The following is a 16,876-nucleotide window of genomic DNA, read 5'->3' as shown; positions in this document are numbered from 1 at the left end:
ACCTATTTCTGTGTTAAACGTCGGACAAAACGAACAAGTTCACCTATCCACAAGACAAATGAGGTAGAAACGGCAATCGCCATCCAAGTCATAAAATCGAGCGGCACTGTGCGGAACACAGCTCCACCAAACTGTACAATCAGTATCTGTCCACCCAAAATGGCGAGTATAATCAGTTCCATGCCGTAAGATTTGGAAATGCCCTTGAACGCCGAGTCCGAAGTGCCGAACACACGTGCATTGAACAAATTCCAGAACTGAAGCATAACAAAGAACGTGAAAAACACGGTCAGCCGATAGGTAGTCATACCCCCTTCCTCATTGTTAAACCAAAAGAGCATTCCCATAAGCAATACCAGAAAGGCAAAGCCCATTCCCAGAATGTTATACCTCATGGACTTGGTTATAATGAAATCCGTACTCTTACGTGGCTTTTCCTTCATCACGCTCTCACTGGGCGGAATGGACGCCAGAGCCAGGGCCGCAAACGTATCCATAATCAGGTTTACCCACAACATCTGCGTGACAGTCAAAGGAAGCGTCGTACCCACCAGTGAGCCTAGAAGAACGATAAACAAAGCCACAAAATTGATAGTCAGCTGAAAAACGATGAAACGCTGTATATTTTTATATAAAGAACGTCCCCACATCACAGCCGTACCTATACTGTTGAAGGAGTCATCCAGCAGCGTGATGTCGCTGGCCTCCTTGGCAACGGAAGTTCCGGTACCCATCGAAAGTCCCACTTGCGCATGGTTCAGCGCAGGAGCATCATTCGTACCGTCACCCGTCACAGCCACTACCGCACCTTTCTGCTGCAACAGTTGTACCAGACGCTGCTTGTCTGTGGGGCGTGCACGCGACATTATCTTCAAATCCATCACACGGTCCAATGCCTCCTCATCCGTCAATTCGGCAAATGCAGCTCCCGTAATGCGGTTCTTTTCCGTATCCTCCGGTTTCCACAGACCAATCTGACGTGCTATCTCGGTAGCCGTGCCCGGTGTATCTCCCGTCACAATCTTCACTCCGATACCCGCCGACTGGCATTTGGCAACGGCCGCAGGCACATCCGGACGGATAGGATCACTGATGGCAACCACACCGAGGAACGACAAGTCATTTTCAGCAACCAATGACACACAATCAGACGCTTCCGCATCATCCACAATCTTGAATGCAAAGCCAAGTGTACGCATAGCCATATTCTGGTAGTTGAGCAACTGAGCCTCCACTGTAGAACGGTATTCCACCGCATCCACACGCTTGCCGTCCAACATGACATCCTTGCATTTACCCAAAACAATCTCGGGAGCTCCCTTCACATACAGCACCTTCTTCCCAATCAGGGGAGATTGCACCAAGGTAGCCATAAATTTCCTTTCTGTTGAGAAAGTCAGCTGGTCGATAACCGTAGCTTTCTCACGCAACGCCAGATAGTCGCATTCTTGGCTGTTCAGCCAAAGCAGTAGTGCCACCTCCGTAGGATTACCCACCCCTTTCGGCTTCTCACCAGCCACCTCCTCTTCCAGGAAAGCAGTAGAGTTAGCACTGATACCTTCCATCACCAGCTTACTGAGGTCATCATTCCTCAGCTGCCCGTTATTCTTCAAACCATAGAAATTGGGTTCATGCACCTGCATCAGATTTTGGGTCAATGTACCGGTCTTGTCGGTACAAATCACTGTAATGGCTCCCATCGTCTCGCATGCATGCATCTTGCGCACCAGGTTGTTGGTGGAGAGCATGCGGCGCATATTCAACGCCAGACTGAGTGTCACGCTCATCGGCAAGCCTTCGGGCACAGCCACCACAATCAGGGTAACTGCCATCATAAAGTATTGCAAAGTAGCCTGCAAGGCCGGCAGCCAATCACGGAAAGTATAGAATGAAGAAAAGTCATAGACCAGTAGCACATCTTTTACAAAGGAAATGAGAAAAGCCAGACCAGCCACGGAAAAACCTATCTTTCCAATCAAGTTAGCCAATTTGGACAACTGGATATTCAACGGAGTAGGCTCCGTATTCTGTTCGGTACTTTGACGTGCCACTTTACCGATTTCCGTAGCATCACCCACAGCCTCCACACGCATGGTGCCATGTCCGTCCACCACCGTTGTACCGCGCAAAATGCGGTTGGAAGCATACGTAGCCTCTTCGTCAAAGTCAGCTTCTACGGTAGTTTTCGTCACTACCGGTTCACCGGTCAGATTCGATTCATTCACTTGCAGGGAAATAGCTTCCAGCAATTCACCGTCTGCCGGAACCTCTTCACCGGTTTCCAGCACCACTATATCACCCACCACTACATCTTTACGGGGAATCTCCTGCACATGTCCGTTACGAATTACTTTCACCAAAGTTTCTTCGTTCACTGCGTTCAGCAAATCAAACTTCTTTCCGGCATCATACTCAAAGAAGAAACCGATACTGGTAGCCAGCAGAATGGCCACTATAATGCCGATAGTCTCGGCATATTCATTCTCTACAATGGAAATAATCAAAGAAAACAGAGCGGCAACCAGCAATACCCTTACTACGGGGTCCTCAAACTTCTCCAGATACAATTTCCATAAGGAAGGCCGTTTAGGAGGCGTCAATAAATTTACTCCATGTTCGTCGCGGCTCTTCCGCACTTGTTCGTCGGTCAGTCCGACATGATAATAATCATCCTTTATTGCAGTCATGCAAGTCTTTTCAGGTTTTAATTTCAAAACGCAAAAGTACAACAATAATCCGGGAAAACAATACCGAGATAATTCTTTCAGAACAGAATCACATGGCCCTTTCATTTTATTGCTCAACAACAAAACAAATAAACCGCGGAAATGTTATTATAAAAGAATCAATAAAAAAGGAAAGTTATGGAAAAGTACATTTGCACCGTATGCGATTACGTCTATGATCCCGAACTGGGAGATCCTGAAAATGGAATAGAACCGGGAACATCTTTCGAAGACCTTCCCGAAGATTGGGTTTGCCCTCTGTGTGGAGTAGGTAAAGAAGAATTTGAGAAAGCGTCCTAAGACGCTTTCTTTTCTTTTATATCGCTGCTGGCTTCCACTACATTCACCACATAGTCGCCCAGCTTTTCGCATTCCGCAATGATGTCCATATAATAGACGCCCATCTGATAATCATATTCCTTGTTGTTCACATCCAGAATATTCTGGTTCTTCAGCTGGTTGCGGTAATTATTGATTTCGTTTTCTACGTTGAAGGATTTATTCACATCAACAATTTGGTTCTCGGGACGTTCCACAACCTTAATCATCTGCGACAAGGCGTCATCCGTCAGTTTCATCATGAAGTGGACATGGCCGTATTGTTTCTCCGTAAAGTCCTTATTGGTCTGCCGCTTCCGGCTGATGGTACGGGCAAGGTTGTAACAACTGTCACCGATACTCTCTATCTCAGTCACCTCGCGCAGCATGGCACGTATCTGCAACTTACTTTCCGAACTCAAGCGTCCTTCCGACACTTGATTCAGGTAGTTGGCTATTTCCAGTTCCATGCTGTCACTGATATTCTCATATTTCTCGATGCGGCTGAACAGTTTGTTGAAGTCATCGTCCTTCTCCGTGTGCAACAAGTCCTTCACCATTCCGAACATGCGGTGTGTACGTTCGGCAAACAAATGGATTTCCTTTCGCGCTTCCAGAATAGAAAGTTCGGCAGTAGAAAGCAACCCTCGGGAGATGAAGCGCAAACGATATTCCTCGTCCGAATCTTTCAGCGGCAACAGCATGCAGACAATCCGCTCGATGGCCTTCACAAACCAGATGAGCAACAACACATTGAACACATTGAACGCCGTATGGAAAGCAGACAGTTCAAAAGCCACACGGGTAGCAGGGTCTGTCTGGTGCATCACATCCGCCACAAACCACGAAACGCAACGGGTGAAGGGGTGGAAAACGACGAGCACCATAATGACACCAAACACATTGAACAGCAAATGGGCCAATGCTGCCCGCCTCGCCTGCGTATTACCGGTCAATGCCGCCAGATTGGCGGTAATCGTCGTACCGATGTTCTGCCCCATGGCAAGTGCCGCACCCAGCTCAAAGCTAATCCATCCGTTAGCACACATGATAAGGGTAATGGCCATGGTGGCTGCCGAAGCCTGTACAATCATTGTGATGACCGCCCCCACCAGCACAAATATCAATATGGAAAGAAAACCAAGGTCAGTCCACTCCTGCACAAAAGCCAACATCTCCGGATTCTTGCCCAAATCCGGAGAATAGACCTGCAAGTAAGAAAGTCCCATAAAAAGGAATGAAAAACCAAAGATGAATTCACCGATGGACTTCCGGGTACTCTTCTGAGAAAAGAGAAGCGGGATACCTATCGCCAACAGCGGAAGAGCAAAAGCAGCGATATCGACTTTAAACCCGAAAACCGAAATAAGCCATGCAGTGACCGTAGTACCCACGTTAGCTCCCATAATCACACCGATGGACTGGGAGAGAGTAAGCAAACCTGCATTAACGAAACTCACCACCATGACCGTGGTTGCCGAAGAGGATTGGATGAGCGCGGTAATCAAAATACCAGTCAGCACGCCGGTCACCCTATTGGTTGTCATTGCGGTCAGAATCGTCCGCAATCTGTCACCGGCAAATTTTTGCAGCCCCTCACTCATGATCTTCATTCCGTAGAGAAACAATGCCAATGAGCCGAGTAGCTTTAAAAAATCATAAAAAGAATATTCCATCTTTAATTATTTAAGGTGTTTCATTCTTTCATGTGTTATAATGTCCTATATTTAACGTATTAATTCACAAAAACAGAACAATATGGAGCACATGTTACAAATTTGTTGCAAAAATAACAATATTTCCCAGAAATTCCCTATCGGGAGCTCACTTTTGGATATTTATTCCGGTTTTAATCTTGATTTCCCCTATCAGGTGGTCAGTGCAAAAGTAAACAACCGTTCCGAAGGACTGAGCTTCCGGGTATACAACAATAAGGACGTAGAATTTCTCGACATACGCGATTCCTCAGGCATGCGCACATACGTCCGTTCCCTCTGCTTCATTCTTTATAAAGCAGTCAGCGAACTGTTCCCGGAAGGGAAACTGTTCGTCGAGCATCCGGTATCCAAAGGATATTTCTGCAACCTGCGCATCAGCCGTCCTATCGAGTTGGAAGATGTTACAGCAATCAAGAAACGGATGCAGGAAATCATCGCCGAGGACATCCCCTACCACCGTATCGAATGCCACACCGCTGAAGCTGTGCGCATCTTCAGCGAACGGGGCATGGACGACAAGGTAAAACTGCTGGAAACCTCCGGCTCCCTCTACACCTACTATTACACACTGGGCGATACCATAGACTACTATTACGGCAACCTGCTGCCAAGTACCGGATATGTCTGGCTGTTTGACATCGTGAAATATTACGACGGCCTGCTGCTGCGCATCCCCGACAAGGCAAATCCAAACGTTCTGGAAGAGGTGGTGAAGCAAGAGAAAATGCTCGACGTATTCAAGGAACATCTGCACTGGAACTACATCATGGGACTGAGCAACGTAGGCGATTTCAACATGGCTTGCGAAGAAGGTCATGCCACCGACCTCATTAATGTGGCCGAAGCCCTGCAAGAAAAGAAGATAGCCCAAATAGCCGATGATATTTACCACCGCAGCGAAAACGGGAACCGCGTGAAACTCGTGCTCATATCCGGTCCCTCATCCTCCGGAAAGACCACCTTCAGCAAGCGCCTCAGCGTACAGTTGATGACCAATGGCCTGCGTCCCTATCCCATCTCGCTGGACAACTACTTCGTGGACCGAGAAAACACCCCCCGCGACGCAAACGGCAATTACGACTACGAATCACTCCACGCCCTCGACCTCGAGCTCTTCAACACCCAGCTACAGGCACTGCTCCGCGGCGAGGAAGTAGAACTGCCCCGTTTCAATTTCACTCTTGGGAAGAAAGAGTATAAAGGAGACAAGCTGCGCATCGACGAACATACCATCCTCATTCTGGAAGGCATCCATGCCCTGAATCCCGAACTAACCCCACAGATTCCCGCCGCCAGCAAATACAAAATTTATGTATCTGCTCTGACCACTATCTCGCTGGACGACCACAACTGGATTCCAACTACGGACAACCGTCTGCTACGCCGCATCATCCGCGACTTCAATTACCGCGGCTATTCGGCACAAGAAACCATCTCACGCTGGCCCAGTGTACGTGCCGGCGAAGACAAATGGATATTTCCCTATCAAGAAAACGCCGATGTCATGTTCAACTCTGCCCTATTGTTCGAATTTGCCGTGCTCCGTTGCCATGCCGAACCTATTCTGAGCAGCGTTCCCCGCAACTGTCCGGAATATGCAGAAGCGTACCGGTTACTGAAATTCATCAAATACTTCACTCCCGTACAGGACAAAGAAATTCCACCTACATCCTTATTGAGAGAATTTTTAGGAGGCAGCAGTTTTAAATACTGAGTTTTTATCCTACCTTTGTAGGCCAATAAAAACAAACTTACACATGAAAAAAATAATTTCGATATGTCTGCTGGTTGCCTTATGTATTTGCAGCCAGACTCATGCACAGAGCCGTGCAGACGAACTCATGAAGCAAGCGCAAGAAAGCTTGGAAAAAAAAGAGTATATCAGGGCGCGCTATCTTTTCCTGCAAGCCTACAACTCTTTTTCCACCCACGACAAGTACGAAAAAGCCGTGGAATGCGGCATCAATGCCAGTGCCCTCTATCATCGGGAAAATTATTATAAAGAGGCTTTCGAATTGTTGCGCGGTGCCGAGCAAATGGTGAACAACGGTGAACAGAAGAGCGAAAAGACCATGCCCGACCTACACTTCCGCATCAGCAAAGAACGCCTGCAGATGTACATCAACCTGAAGAACCCGGCACGTGCCAAAGAGCAACTGGCCCGACTGGAGGAAACCGCCAAGGCTTCGCGCAACGATTCCCTGAACAACGACCTGCTTTATACGCAGGCCAATTATTATTACACCTTCGGCATGAATGCGCAAGGCGATGCCGCCATCAACCGGTTGATAGGGCAATACAAGGAACTGAAAAGCTATGACAAAGTGAACGAGTGCTACAAGACGCTCATCGGCATAGCCCGAAAGGCCAATAACGCCGGACTGGTGGCACGCACCTACGACAAGTACATCCTATGGACTGACTCCGTAAAGGCACTTACGGCACAAGACGAACTGAACGTCCTGAAGCGGAAGTATGACGAAAGCCTGGTCACCATTCAGGAGAAAGACGACTCTCTGAGCGCCAAGCAATACATCATCATCGGTCTCTGCGTATTGGCTGCCATCCTTGCCGCAGTCCTGATATTCGGCACCATCGTATTGTTGCGCTTCATCGTCCTTACCCGCAAGCAGAAGAAAACCATCAGCATCGCCAACGAGCACAACGAACTGAAAACAAAATTCATTCAGAACATTTCCGCCCAGATGGAGCCGACACTGGATACACTCGACGCTTCGCTGCCCGGAGTAAAAGCCCTGCATACATTCTCCAACCACATTCAGGAACTGTCCGAACTGGAAAGCACCTTGTCCGAACCTTACGAAATGCAGGAAAAGAACATCTCCACCTTCTGCGAGAGCATCATGGACAAGATTAAGGGAAAGACACAGGAAGACGTCACCCTTGCCGTCAATGCTCCCAAGCTGAATGTTAAAATCAATCCCGAACAATTGGAACGTATCTTGCTCCACCTGTTGGAGAACGCCGCCCAATATACTCCCGCCGGTGGTAAGATATGGCTGGACTTCAAAAAACGCGGTGCGCGCACCCACCAGTTCATCGTCAGTGATACTGGTTGCGGCATTCCCGAAGAGCAACACGAAAATATCTTCAAACCCTTCACCGAAGTGAAGGACCTGACGCAAGGCGACGGCCTGGGACTGCCCATCTGCTCACTGATAGCCACCAAGATGAACGGCAGCCTGACACTGGACAGCGGATACAGCAAGGGAGCACGGTTTATACTGGAGCTACACGCATAAACCATCATTCTCCTATCCATCGGCATTGCAGCCGCAGTGGTAGTAACTTAAAAGGGGTGGAAGCAAGTTTTGCTTCCACCCCTTTTAAGTTACTACCACTGCAATATTGCCACTACAATAAATTAATTCCCTGTTATACTAACTATTAACAACAAGTAGCACTTCTTATTAATTACATGCGAACACGCAACAAATATCTTGCAGACACGTTGTTAATTTCTTCTTCCCCCTCCGAAATAATCCGTTGCAAGGAGTCCTCTAAATGCCATGCCCGACACCAGCCAGGCAAAGATAATATCGTGTCACCGGCAGGCTGATAAGGACAAGCCAAGAAACTGTTTTGATTTCGTTTAAAAGTTTATCAGTTGGTAGTTTTCTATCATTTTTGTATCTTTAAGTATAACGACCAAATCATATTTAAAGAGTTATAAAATGGGATATTGTACCGACCTAACTGATAAATGGATTGTGGAAAGGACTTTTTCATGGTTTGAGAACTTTAGAAGACTCAGTAAAGACTATGAAGTACTTACGGAAACTTCACAAGCCATGATATACCTAGCCATGATACAAATTATGCTAAACAGAATAAAATGATAAAATCAAAACAGTTTCTAATTGTTGTACGACTACCGCCACTGAAATAATAGCTTTGCAAAAATGGAGTGGCATGGAAAGAGGCATGCTCGGCTTAAACGTATATGGCGAAACAGCCGAAGATTTCTATCAAGAAGCCATGTTGGACTGTCAGTCGTTTGTCTTCTAAAGAATATCAAATGCTGGCTCCCATCAAGCAAGACTATCTGAACAAAAATACGGAATTAATCCCAAATCCTGGCTGATAACATTTTTTTTATAAAAACAAATTAAGATGTACCTAAAGTGAAGTGTTCCTAAAAGTCTGACAAAAAGCTTTTAGGGTGTGAATCACTTTAGACACATCTTTTCTTAAAAATATGACTCTTAATAAATAATCTTAATATTCAATAGGAAAATCGCTATTTTTTCTTATTTTTACAGCATCAAATATTAACAATGTGAATAAAAAGAAATTATTTCACCATGAGCAAACTAACCCAATTATTTGCATGCTTTTCCTTAATGGGAAGCAGTATGCTGGCTCAAAGTAGCCCTGACCTTAAATTACCTTATTGGCAAGACGTACAGACAACGAGTGTAAACAAAGAAGCACCACGTACCTCTTTCATGACCTACGCAGACCGTACACAAGCCATGAGCGGACAATTTGAAAAAAGTCCATACTACCAATTACTCAACGGGACATGGAAGTTCTTTTATGTCGATGCCTACAAAGACCTTCCCGCCGACATCACCTCTCCTACTGCAAGCACAGAGGGCTGGCACGACATTCAAGTGCCGGGCAACTGGGAAGTACAAGGCTTCGGAACGGCCATTTATACTAATCACGGCTACGAGTTCAAACCTTATAAACCTCAGCCGCCCCTATTGCCCGAACAGAATCCCGTAGGCGTCTACCGACGAAATTTCACGATTCCGGACGACTGGAACGGACGAGATGTATATTTGCATGTGGCCGGTGCCAAATCGGGATGCTATGTATATGTCAACGGTAAAGAAGTCGGTTACAACGAAGATTCCAAAAATCCTGCGGAATATTTGATTAACCCATATTTGCAACCGGGAGAAAACACACTGACATTCAAGATTTTCCGTTGGAGCACCGGGTCTTATTTAGAGTGCCAGGACTTTTGGCGCATGAGCGGAATCGAACGTGATGTATTCTTGTATGCGCAGCCCAAGGCTTCCATCAACGACTTCCGCATTACCTCTACACTGGACGACAGCTACAAAAACGGTATCTTCCGGCTGAATGTAGACCTGAAAAACAATGGAAGCAGTAATGCCTCCCTGACCATCGACTACGAACTGACAAACGATTCGGGCAAGCCGGTCGCCACGGGAAAGAAAACAGTTTCCATCTTGGCAGGAAAGAAAGCAACGGCCTTTTTCGAACAACAATTGCCTAATATAAAGACCTGGACGTCTGAGAATCCCAACCTCTACAAATTACTGATGACCGTCAGCGAAGAGGGCAAGGTGAATGAAGTCGTACCCTTCAACGTGGGTTTCCGACGCATCGAGATAAAGGAAATTGACCAAAAGTCAGCAAACGGACAAAACTACGTAGTCCTCCTTATTAACGGGCAACCACTGAAGCTAAAAGGTGTGAATATCCATGAACACAATCCCGAAACCGGTCACTACATAACCGAAGAGCTGATGCGCAAGGATTTTGAACTGATGAAACGCGCCAATATCAACACGGTTCGTCTGTGCCATTATCCGCAAGACCGCCGTTTCTATGAATTGTGCGACGAATATGGCTTGTATGTATATGACGAAGCCAACATCGAGAGCCACGGCATGTACTACGACCTGCGCAAAGGTGGTACACTGGGCAATAACCCCGAATGGCTGAAAGCTCATATGCACCGCACCATCAACATGTTCGAACGCAATAAGAACTATCCTTCAGTCACCTTCTGGTCACTGGGTAACGAAGCCGGAAACGGTTATAATTTCTATCAGACTTACCTGTGGGTGAAGAATGCGGACAAAGACATCATGAACCGTCCGGTGAATTATGAACGCGCCCAATGGGAATGGAATTCCGACATGTATGTTCCGCAATATCCATCAGCAAGATGGCTGGAGAACATCGGTAAGATGGGCAGCGACCGCCCGGTAGTCCCGTCCGAATATGCACATGCCATGGGCAACTCTACCGGCAGTCTTTGGGAACAATGGAAAGCTATCTACAAATATCCCAACCTACAAGGCGGATATATTTGGGACTGGGTAGACCAAGGTATTGCCGTGAAAGACGAGAACAACCGCCTCTATTGGGCCTACGGAGGCGACTTCGGAAAAAATATGCCGAGTGACGGAAACTTCCTCTGCAATGGTATCATCAATCCCGACCGTAATCCCCATCCCGGATACAGCGAAGTGAAATACGCGCATCAGAACATCGCTTTTGAAGCTGAAGACTTGGCAAACGGCAAGTTCACCGTAAAGAACCGCTTCTACTTCACAAACCTGAAGAAGTATCTGATTCATTACGAAGTAAAGGAAAACTCCAAGACCATCCGGGGCGGCAAAGTATCTCTGGATATCGAGCCGCAAGGAAACAAACCTCTGAACGTAAATGTAGGCGGACTGAAACCCAAGGCTGGAACCGAATATTTCGTTGAGTTCAGAGTGACGACTACCGAACCGGAAGCATTGATTTCCGTCGGTTATGAAATTGCGAAAGAACAGTTCCTTCTGCCCATCGCCCCCTTGGCACGTACCTACAAAACAGAAGGTAGCATGCTGAATTGCAACGACAAGGATAACCTTTTGGAAGTAGCTTCTTCTAAAGTACAGTTTGTCTTCAACAAGGCTACCGGACTGGTTACTTCTTACAAAGTGAACGGTACGGAGTACTTTAAGGACGGCTTCGGGCTTCAACCTAACTTCTGGCGTGCACCGACAGACAACGATTATGGCAACCAAGGCCCCAAACGCCTGCAAATCTGGAAAGAAGCAAGCAAAGACTTCCGGATAGCCGAGGCAAGTGTCCGGAAGGAAGGCAAAGATGCCGTGCTGACAGCCAAATACCTCCTGCCTGCCGGCAACCATTACATCGTAACCTATCGTATTCACCCCTCCGGTGTGGTAAAAGCCGATTTCACATTTACTCCCACCGGAATCAAGGCTGCCAAGACAGAAGTTTCGGAAGCAACCGTAACGGCTACTTATACACCGGGAAATGAGAATATGCACAAGGTTTCTTCCGACTTGGTTGTTCCGCGCATCGGCATCCGTTTCCACCTGCCGGCAGAGATGAACCAAGTGACTTATTTCGGACGTGGTCCTGAAGAGAACTATATCGACCGCAACGCAGGTGTCACCGTAGACCTTTACAAAAGCACGGCAGAACAGATGTACTACCCATACGTACGTCCGCAAGAGAACGGTCATCATACCGATACCCGTTGGCTATCCGTAGGCAAGAAGAATGGCAAAGGGCTGACTATCTATGCCGATCAGACTATCGGTTTCAATGCGTTGCGCAATGCGATTGAAGACTTTGACAGCGAAAACAACGTAAACAGAGATTATCAATGGAACAACCGCAATGCGGCAGAGCTGAAACATGACGTCTCGACTGCCAGAAACATCAAGCCTCGCCAGACACATATCAACGATATCACGCCCAAGAATTTCGTAGAAGTTTGTATAGACATGAAGCAGATGGGAGTAGGCGGATATGACAGCTGGGGCTCCAAGCCCGAACCTCAATATCTTATTCCTGCCAATCGGGAATATAAATGGGGATTCACAATAGTACCAATGTAATTGGAGAACAGTTTGAGTAAGGAGGAAAACATCAGGAGAAACACTCCTTATCCATAGATATAGAAAGAACCGTATCATTTAAATGATGCGGTTCTTTCTATTTTCAGGCATGAGTCACTCACTTCAGCCACGTAGCCCGTTTCCACAGATATTCCATTGGGCCATGCCCGTAGCGATGTAACCACCACCGGCAGAAGGCCAATTGCAGCACGAAAATCAAGGCACCCACCAGCACACTGGCTGTAATGCCCAGTTTATCGTGCAGACCGAATCCCCAGTTATAGAACAACATAGAACCTATAACACTCTGCATGATGTAATTGGTCAGGCTCATACGGCCGTAAGGGATAAGATAGTTCAGGCATTTCTGCAAATCAGTGCGGTAATAAGCATTCAGCACAGCCGATACAAGCAACAGCATAAAAGCGAACTTATACAACGAAGACACCACCAGCAGTAGCGGTATACGCACCGAAGCATTTTCTACAAAATCAGGCAACATGTTGCCTAACCCATAGAGTGGGAAAAAGGCTACCAAAGAACCACACAACACCTTGTTCCAGAATTTCAGATTGTCCTTTCGGAACAACTCCCGGCGGCCTATCAAATAGCCGAAAAGGAAAAGAGCCGCAGTCTGGAATACACGCCCGTTGTCCCACGCCCATGCCAGACTGGCCAATTGTCCTTCCCACAGATTGACACACAAGGTTTCAAGGAAGGTGCCATGGCTCTGTGCCTGAAATGTGGCGGCCCACAGACTACCCGTCGGCAGGGCAGGTGTCATGAAAGTAGAATCAAGGGCGGCACGTACAACATAATAAAGCGGCAACGGCTGAACGAGTAACACGCAAGCCAAGACAAATATCCACTTGTCACGCAGACGGCACACCAGCGGCAAGATGAACCCCACCAGTGAATAGAGCACCAGCACCTCGGCAGTAAAAAACGATGCGTTCAAGTTGCCGATAAAAAACAGCAACACCAACCGCCAACAGAAACGCAGACGGAAATCTCGTCCACGCAATCGCTGGTTGTCGTACTGAATAAAGTAACTGAAGCCGAAAAGCAGGGCAAACACGGCATACGCCTTTCCCCCGAAAAGAAAGAAAAGTCCGTCCCACACAGCACGGTCGGTAAAGGCCAGCCATGCACTCCGTCCCGCCTCGTCAGGGAAGGAGTAGAAATTAAAATGCTCAATCGAATGCAGCAGGATGATACCCATCACCGCCAGTCCACGCAACACATCGGCCACATCGACCCGTGCGTGCTTCTGTATCTGTTGTTCCATCTGTTTATATCCGTTAATTTTCATTCTTCCTGTCTACTTACCTTCATCATAAAGCCTGCCATGCGCTTTGGTTCAGCGCAACGCCTCCACCTCTTCCGGTGTCAACGGAATTTTCTTACCCAAACGGCGTGCCCCCGTTTCAGTAACCAGATAATCTTCCTCATTACGGATGCCACCGAAATCACGGTATTCCTCTACCTTATCATAATTGATAAAATCAGCGAATTTCTTCTCCCCCTTCCAAAGGTCAATCAGTTCGGGAATGAAATAGATGCCCGGCTCAACCGTAAAGACAAAGCCCGGTTCCAGAGGAATGGCAAGGCGCTGACTCTTGCGACCGAACTGCGTACTCTTGGGCTGACCGTCATAGCCGACCCAAAGTTCACCTAAATTTTCCATATCGTGCACGTCCAATCCCATCATGTGTCCCAGTCCGTGAGGATAGAACAGTGCATGAGCACCTTCGCGTACGGCATCTTCGGCATTGCCCTTCATCAATCCCAGCTCTTTCAGCCCCTCCACCATCACTTGGGCAGAAAGTTCGTATACCTTCATATAAGGAATGCCCGGGCAAAGCGCTTTAACAGCCTCCAGGTGCATGGCGTTCTGAATTTCGTAGACGGCACGCTGCCGGGAAGTAAAAGTCTTGTCGGCAGGCACGGTGGACGACATGTCGCCACAGTAACCCGAAGGAAGTTCGGCACCGGCATCAATCAGGAATAAATCTCCCGGTTTCACTTCGTTTCCATGATAGTGGTTGTGTAAAGTCTGACCGTTAATAGTAGCAATCGTTGCAAAAGACAGCTCACAGTTGTTCATCTCGGCAATTCGGCTCATTTCGGCCACCACTTCATACTCGTACATTCCCGGACGAAGCACCTTCATGGCCGTGATGTGCATATCGGCAGTCACATCGCATGCCTTTTCTATTTCCACTATCTCTTCTGCCGATTTGTAGTTGCGCTGTGCCACCACCGCACGGATAAACGGCACGGAGCCTTCCTGACGTGCCGGAGGAACACCCAGCCAGTCCATCAGCTTCAATTTGTGCTCGGCACGATAAGGAGGCAGATAATGAATGGTCTGCCCCATCTGTACAGCCTTATGCAAATAGCTGACGATATCGGCAAAAGGACGGGTTTCGGAAATGCCCACAGCAGAAGCCTTTTCGTGAAGGGTGGGCTGGGTACCCATCCATACGATATGGTCGATAGTCAACTCATCACCGAAAATAATTTCCTTATCTTCATCTATGTCGATAATTGCCGACAATCCGGCAAACGACAAGCCAAAATAGTAGAGAAAAGTGGAATCCTGACGGTAACGGAAAGTATTGTCCTCATAGTTCAACCCTTGTTCATCGTTACCCAAAAACAGTAATACTCCGGAGCCGATTGTTTTTTTCAGCTGGGCTCTGCGCTGCACATACGTTTCTTTAGTAAACATAACGTTCCATATTTTAGTAGTTATGGAACAAAGATAGTGACAAAAAAGCAACCAAGCTCCCGCTTTCTTGTTAAATATCATAAGAGAAGATTTCGCGTTCCCGAACTATTCACTATTTTTGCAGTAGAAATTTTCCCATATTTGTAATTTGTAACTCGTAATTCGTAATTTATAAAGTATGGCACAAGGTTCCCGACAAGTACAGACTCAAGCGCAACAGCAGATACAGACGCTGTCTCCGCAACAGATTCTGGTAGTAAAACTGCTGGAACTCCCTGCTGTGGAACTGGAAGACCGCGTACGTGCCGAACTTCTGGAAAATCCGGCACTGGAAGAGGGCAAAGAAGATACTCCCGGTAATGAATATTCCGACATGCCCGATACGGAAACCGGTTCAGAAGATGGTGAAGACACCAGTTATGATTCTTTAAGCGACTATCTGAACGAAGACGATATCCCCGACTACAAACTGCAGGAAAACAACCGCAGCAAAGGAGAGCAGGCAGAAGAAATTCCTTTTTCCGATACCACCTCTTTTTATGAGATCCTGCGCCAACAGCTTGGCGAGCGGGATTTGACCCCGCACCAGCGCGAACTAGCCGAATATCTCATCGGTTCACTGGATGACGATGGTCTGCTGCGCAAATCGCTGGATAGCATCAGTGACGAACTTGCCATCTATGCCGGTATCGATGCTTCTCCCAAAGAACTGGAAGAAGTGTTGATGATTATACAAGACTTCGACCCCGCCGGTCTGGGTGCTCGCACCCTGCAAGAGTGCCTACTCCTCCAGATTCGACGCAAGGAGGCCCAGCGGCCCATGCCTTCGCCTCCACAATACTATATAGAAGAAGATATTCTTACCCAGTGCTACGAAGAGTTCACCCGCAAGCATTGGGACAAGATTATGCAAAAATTAGGTATCAGCGAAGAGACTCTGCAGCAAGCCGTTAAGGAAATATGCAGGTTGAATCCCCGTCCCGGTGCCTCGCTTGGCGAAACCATCGGAAAGAACATGCAGCAGATTGTTCCCGACTTCCTTGTAGACACCTATGATGACGGTACTATCAACGTGACACTGAACAACCGCAACGTGCCGGAACTGCGCATGAGCCGCGACTTCACCGAAATGGTGGAAGAACATACCAAGAACCGTGCCAACCAGTCCAAGGAATCTCGCGAGGCCATGATGTTCCTTAAACAGAAAATGGATGCCGCACAAGGTTTCATAGATGCCGTGAAGCAACGCCAAAATACACTGATGACCACCATGCAGGCCATCATAGACCTGCAACGCTCTTTCTTCCTCGAAGGAGATGAGTCGCTACTTCGCCCCATGATTCTGAAAGATGTTGCCGAACGCACCGGGTTGGACATCTCGACTATCTCCCGTGTGAGCAACAGCAAATATGTACAGACCAACTACGGCATCTACCCGCTGAAGTTCTTCTTTAACGACGGCTATACAACCGAAGATGGTGAAGAGATGTCCGTACGCGAGATACGTAAGATACTCAAAGAGTGCATTGACAACGAGGACAAGAAAAAGCCTCTGACCGACGACGAACTGACCGAGCTGCTGAAGGAGAAAGGTTATCCTATAGCCCGCCGCACGGTGGCAAAGTATCGCCAACAGATGAATATCCCGGTGGCACGACTGAGAAAGTGAGAAATAATAACCCGTAATTAATCAAGAGTGTAAACAAAAACATTCAAAACAGTAAATCGTAA

Annotated in this window: 10 protein-coding genes; 6 read left to right on the top strand and 4 right to left on the bottom strand. The window is 47.4% G+C overall.

The annotated features are described in order from the left end of the window. Positions 1–2: 2 nt before the first annotated feature. Positions 3–2,687 (bottom strand): calcium-translocating P-type ATPase, PMCA-type, encoded by a 2,685-nt coding sequence (locus tag HU824_RS02440; RefSeq protein WP_176467974.1) that lies wholly within the window; start codon positions 2,685–2,687, stop codon positions 3–5. A gap of 177 nt (positions 2,688–2,864) precedes the next feature. Between HU824_RS02440 and rd the strand changes: the two genes are divergently transcribed. Continuing rightward, positions 2,865–3,026, top strand: coding sequence for a rubredoxin (rd, locus tag HU824_RS02435; protein ID WP_005830549.1), 162 nt, complete (start codon positions 2,865–2,867; stop codon positions 3,024–3,026). On the opposite strand, the gene HU824_RS02430 is transcribed toward rd, so the two are convergent. Then, positions 3,023–4,720 (bottom strand): Na/Pi cotransporter family protein, encoded by a 1,698-nt coding sequence (locus tag HU824_RS02430; protein WP_136008846.1) that lies wholly within the window; start codon positions 4,718–4,720, stop codon positions 3,023–3,025. The two genes, rd and HU824_RS02430, sit on opposite strands and share 4 nt — an antisense overlap. A gap of 82 nt (positions 4,721–4,802) precedes the next feature. Between HU824_RS02430 and HU824_RS02425 the strand changes: the two genes are divergently transcribed. The 4 genes from HU824_RS02425 to HU824_RS02410 all read left to right on the top strand — a co-directional run bounded on the left by HU824_RS02425 (position 4,803) and on the right by HU824_RS02410 (position 12,411). Next, positions 4,803–6,476, top strand: a complete 1,674-nt coding sequence (locus HU824_RS02425; protein WP_176467973.1) for a nucleoside kinase — start codon at positions 4,803–4,805, stop codon at positions 6,474–6,476. Positions 6,477–6,519: 43 nt separating this feature from the next. Further along, positions 6,520–8,025 (top strand): HAMP domain-containing sensor histidine kinase, encoded by a 1,506-nt coding sequence (locus HU824_RS02420; protein WP_176467972.1) that lies wholly within the window; start codon positions 6,520–6,522, stop codon positions 8,023–8,025. A 378-nt stretch (positions 8,026–8,403) separates the two neighbouring features. Then, positions 8,404–8,622 carry a transposase gene (locus HU824_RS02415; protein ID WP_347282810.1) on the top strand — a complete coding sequence of 73 codons (219 nt, stop codon included), beginning with the start codon at positions 8,404–8,406 and terminating at the stop codon, positions 8,620–8,622. Positions 8,623–9,138: 516 nt separating this feature from the next. Next, on the top strand, positions 9,139–12,411 hold the full coding sequence (locus tag HU824_RS02410) for a glycoside hydrolase family 2 TIM barrel-domain containing protein (protein ID WP_255260444.1): 3,273 nt from the start codon (positions 9,139–9,141) through the stop codon (positions 12,409–12,411). A gap of 118 nt (positions 12,412–12,529) precedes the next feature. On the opposite strand, the gene HU824_RS02405 is transcribed toward HU824_RS02410, so the two are convergent. After that, positions 12,530–13,699, bottom strand: a complete 1,170-nt coding sequence (locus HU824_RS02405; RefSeq protein WP_176467969.1) for a DUF418 domain-containing protein — start codon at positions 13,697–13,699, stop codon at positions 12,530–12,532. 72 nt (positions 13,700–13,771) lie between these two features. Beyond that, positions 13,772–15,145 carry an aminopeptidase P family protein gene (locus HU824_RS02400; protein ID WP_136008838.1) on the bottom strand — a complete coding sequence of 458 codons (1,374 nt, stop codon included), beginning with the start codon at positions 15,143–15,145 and terminating at the stop codon, positions 13,772–13,774. 178 nt (positions 15,146–15,323) lie between these two features. Here HU824_RS02400 and rpoN point away from each other — a divergent pair, with 178 nt between their 5' ends. Further along, positions 15,324–16,814, top strand: a complete 1,491-nt coding sequence (rpoN, locus tag HU824_RS02395) for an RNA polymerase factor sigma-54 (RefSeq protein ID WP_176467968.1) — start codon at positions 15,324–15,326, stop codon at positions 16,812–16,814. Positions 16,815–16,876: the final 62 nt, after the last annotated feature.

Origin of the sequence: Bacteroides sp. L10-4 (assembly GCF_013373675.1) — a bacterium.
GTDB lineage: Bacteria > Bacteroidota > Bacteroidia > Bacteroidales > Bacteroidaceae > Bacteroides > Bacteroides muris.
This window is presented reverse-complemented; position numbering and strand designations above follow the sequence as displayed.

Bases quoted from the DNA above. Each gene is read 5' to 3' on its own strand.
- HU824_RS02410 (WP_255260444.1), top strand. From the start codon at position 9,139: ATGCTGGCTCAAAGTAGCCCTGACCTTAAATTACCTTATTGGCAAGAC.
- HU824_RS02430 (WP_136008846.1), bottom strand. From the start codon at position 4,720: ATGGAATATTCTTTTTATGATTTTTTAAAGCTACTCGGCTCATTGGCA.
- HU824_RS02440 (WP_176467974.1), bottom strand. From the start codon at position 2,687: ATGACTGCAATAAAGGATGATTATTATCATGTCGGACTGACCGACGAA.
- HU824_RS02425 (WP_176467973.1), top strand. From the start codon at position 4,803: ATGGAGCACATGTTACAAATTTGTTGCAAAAATAACAATATTTCCCAG.
- HU824_RS02420 (WP_176467972.1), top strand. From the start codon at position 6,520: ATGAAAAAAATAATTTCGATATGTCTGCTGGTTGCCTTATGTATTTGC.
- HU824_RS02400 (WP_136008838.1), bottom strand. From the start codon at position 15,145: ATGTTTACTAAAGAAACGTATGTGCAGCGCAGAGCCCAGCTGAAAAAA.
- rpoN (WP_176467968.1), top strand. From the start codon at position 15,324: ATGGCACAAGGTTCCCGACAAGTACAGACTCAAGCGCAACAGCAGATA.
- HU824_RS02405 (WP_176467969.1), bottom strand. From the start codon at position 13,699: ATGGAACAACAGATACAGAAGCACGCACGGGTCGATGTGGCCGATGTG.
- rd (WP_005830549.1), top strand. From the start codon at position 2,865: ATGGAAAAGTACATTTGCACCGTATGCGATTACGTCTATGATCCCGAA.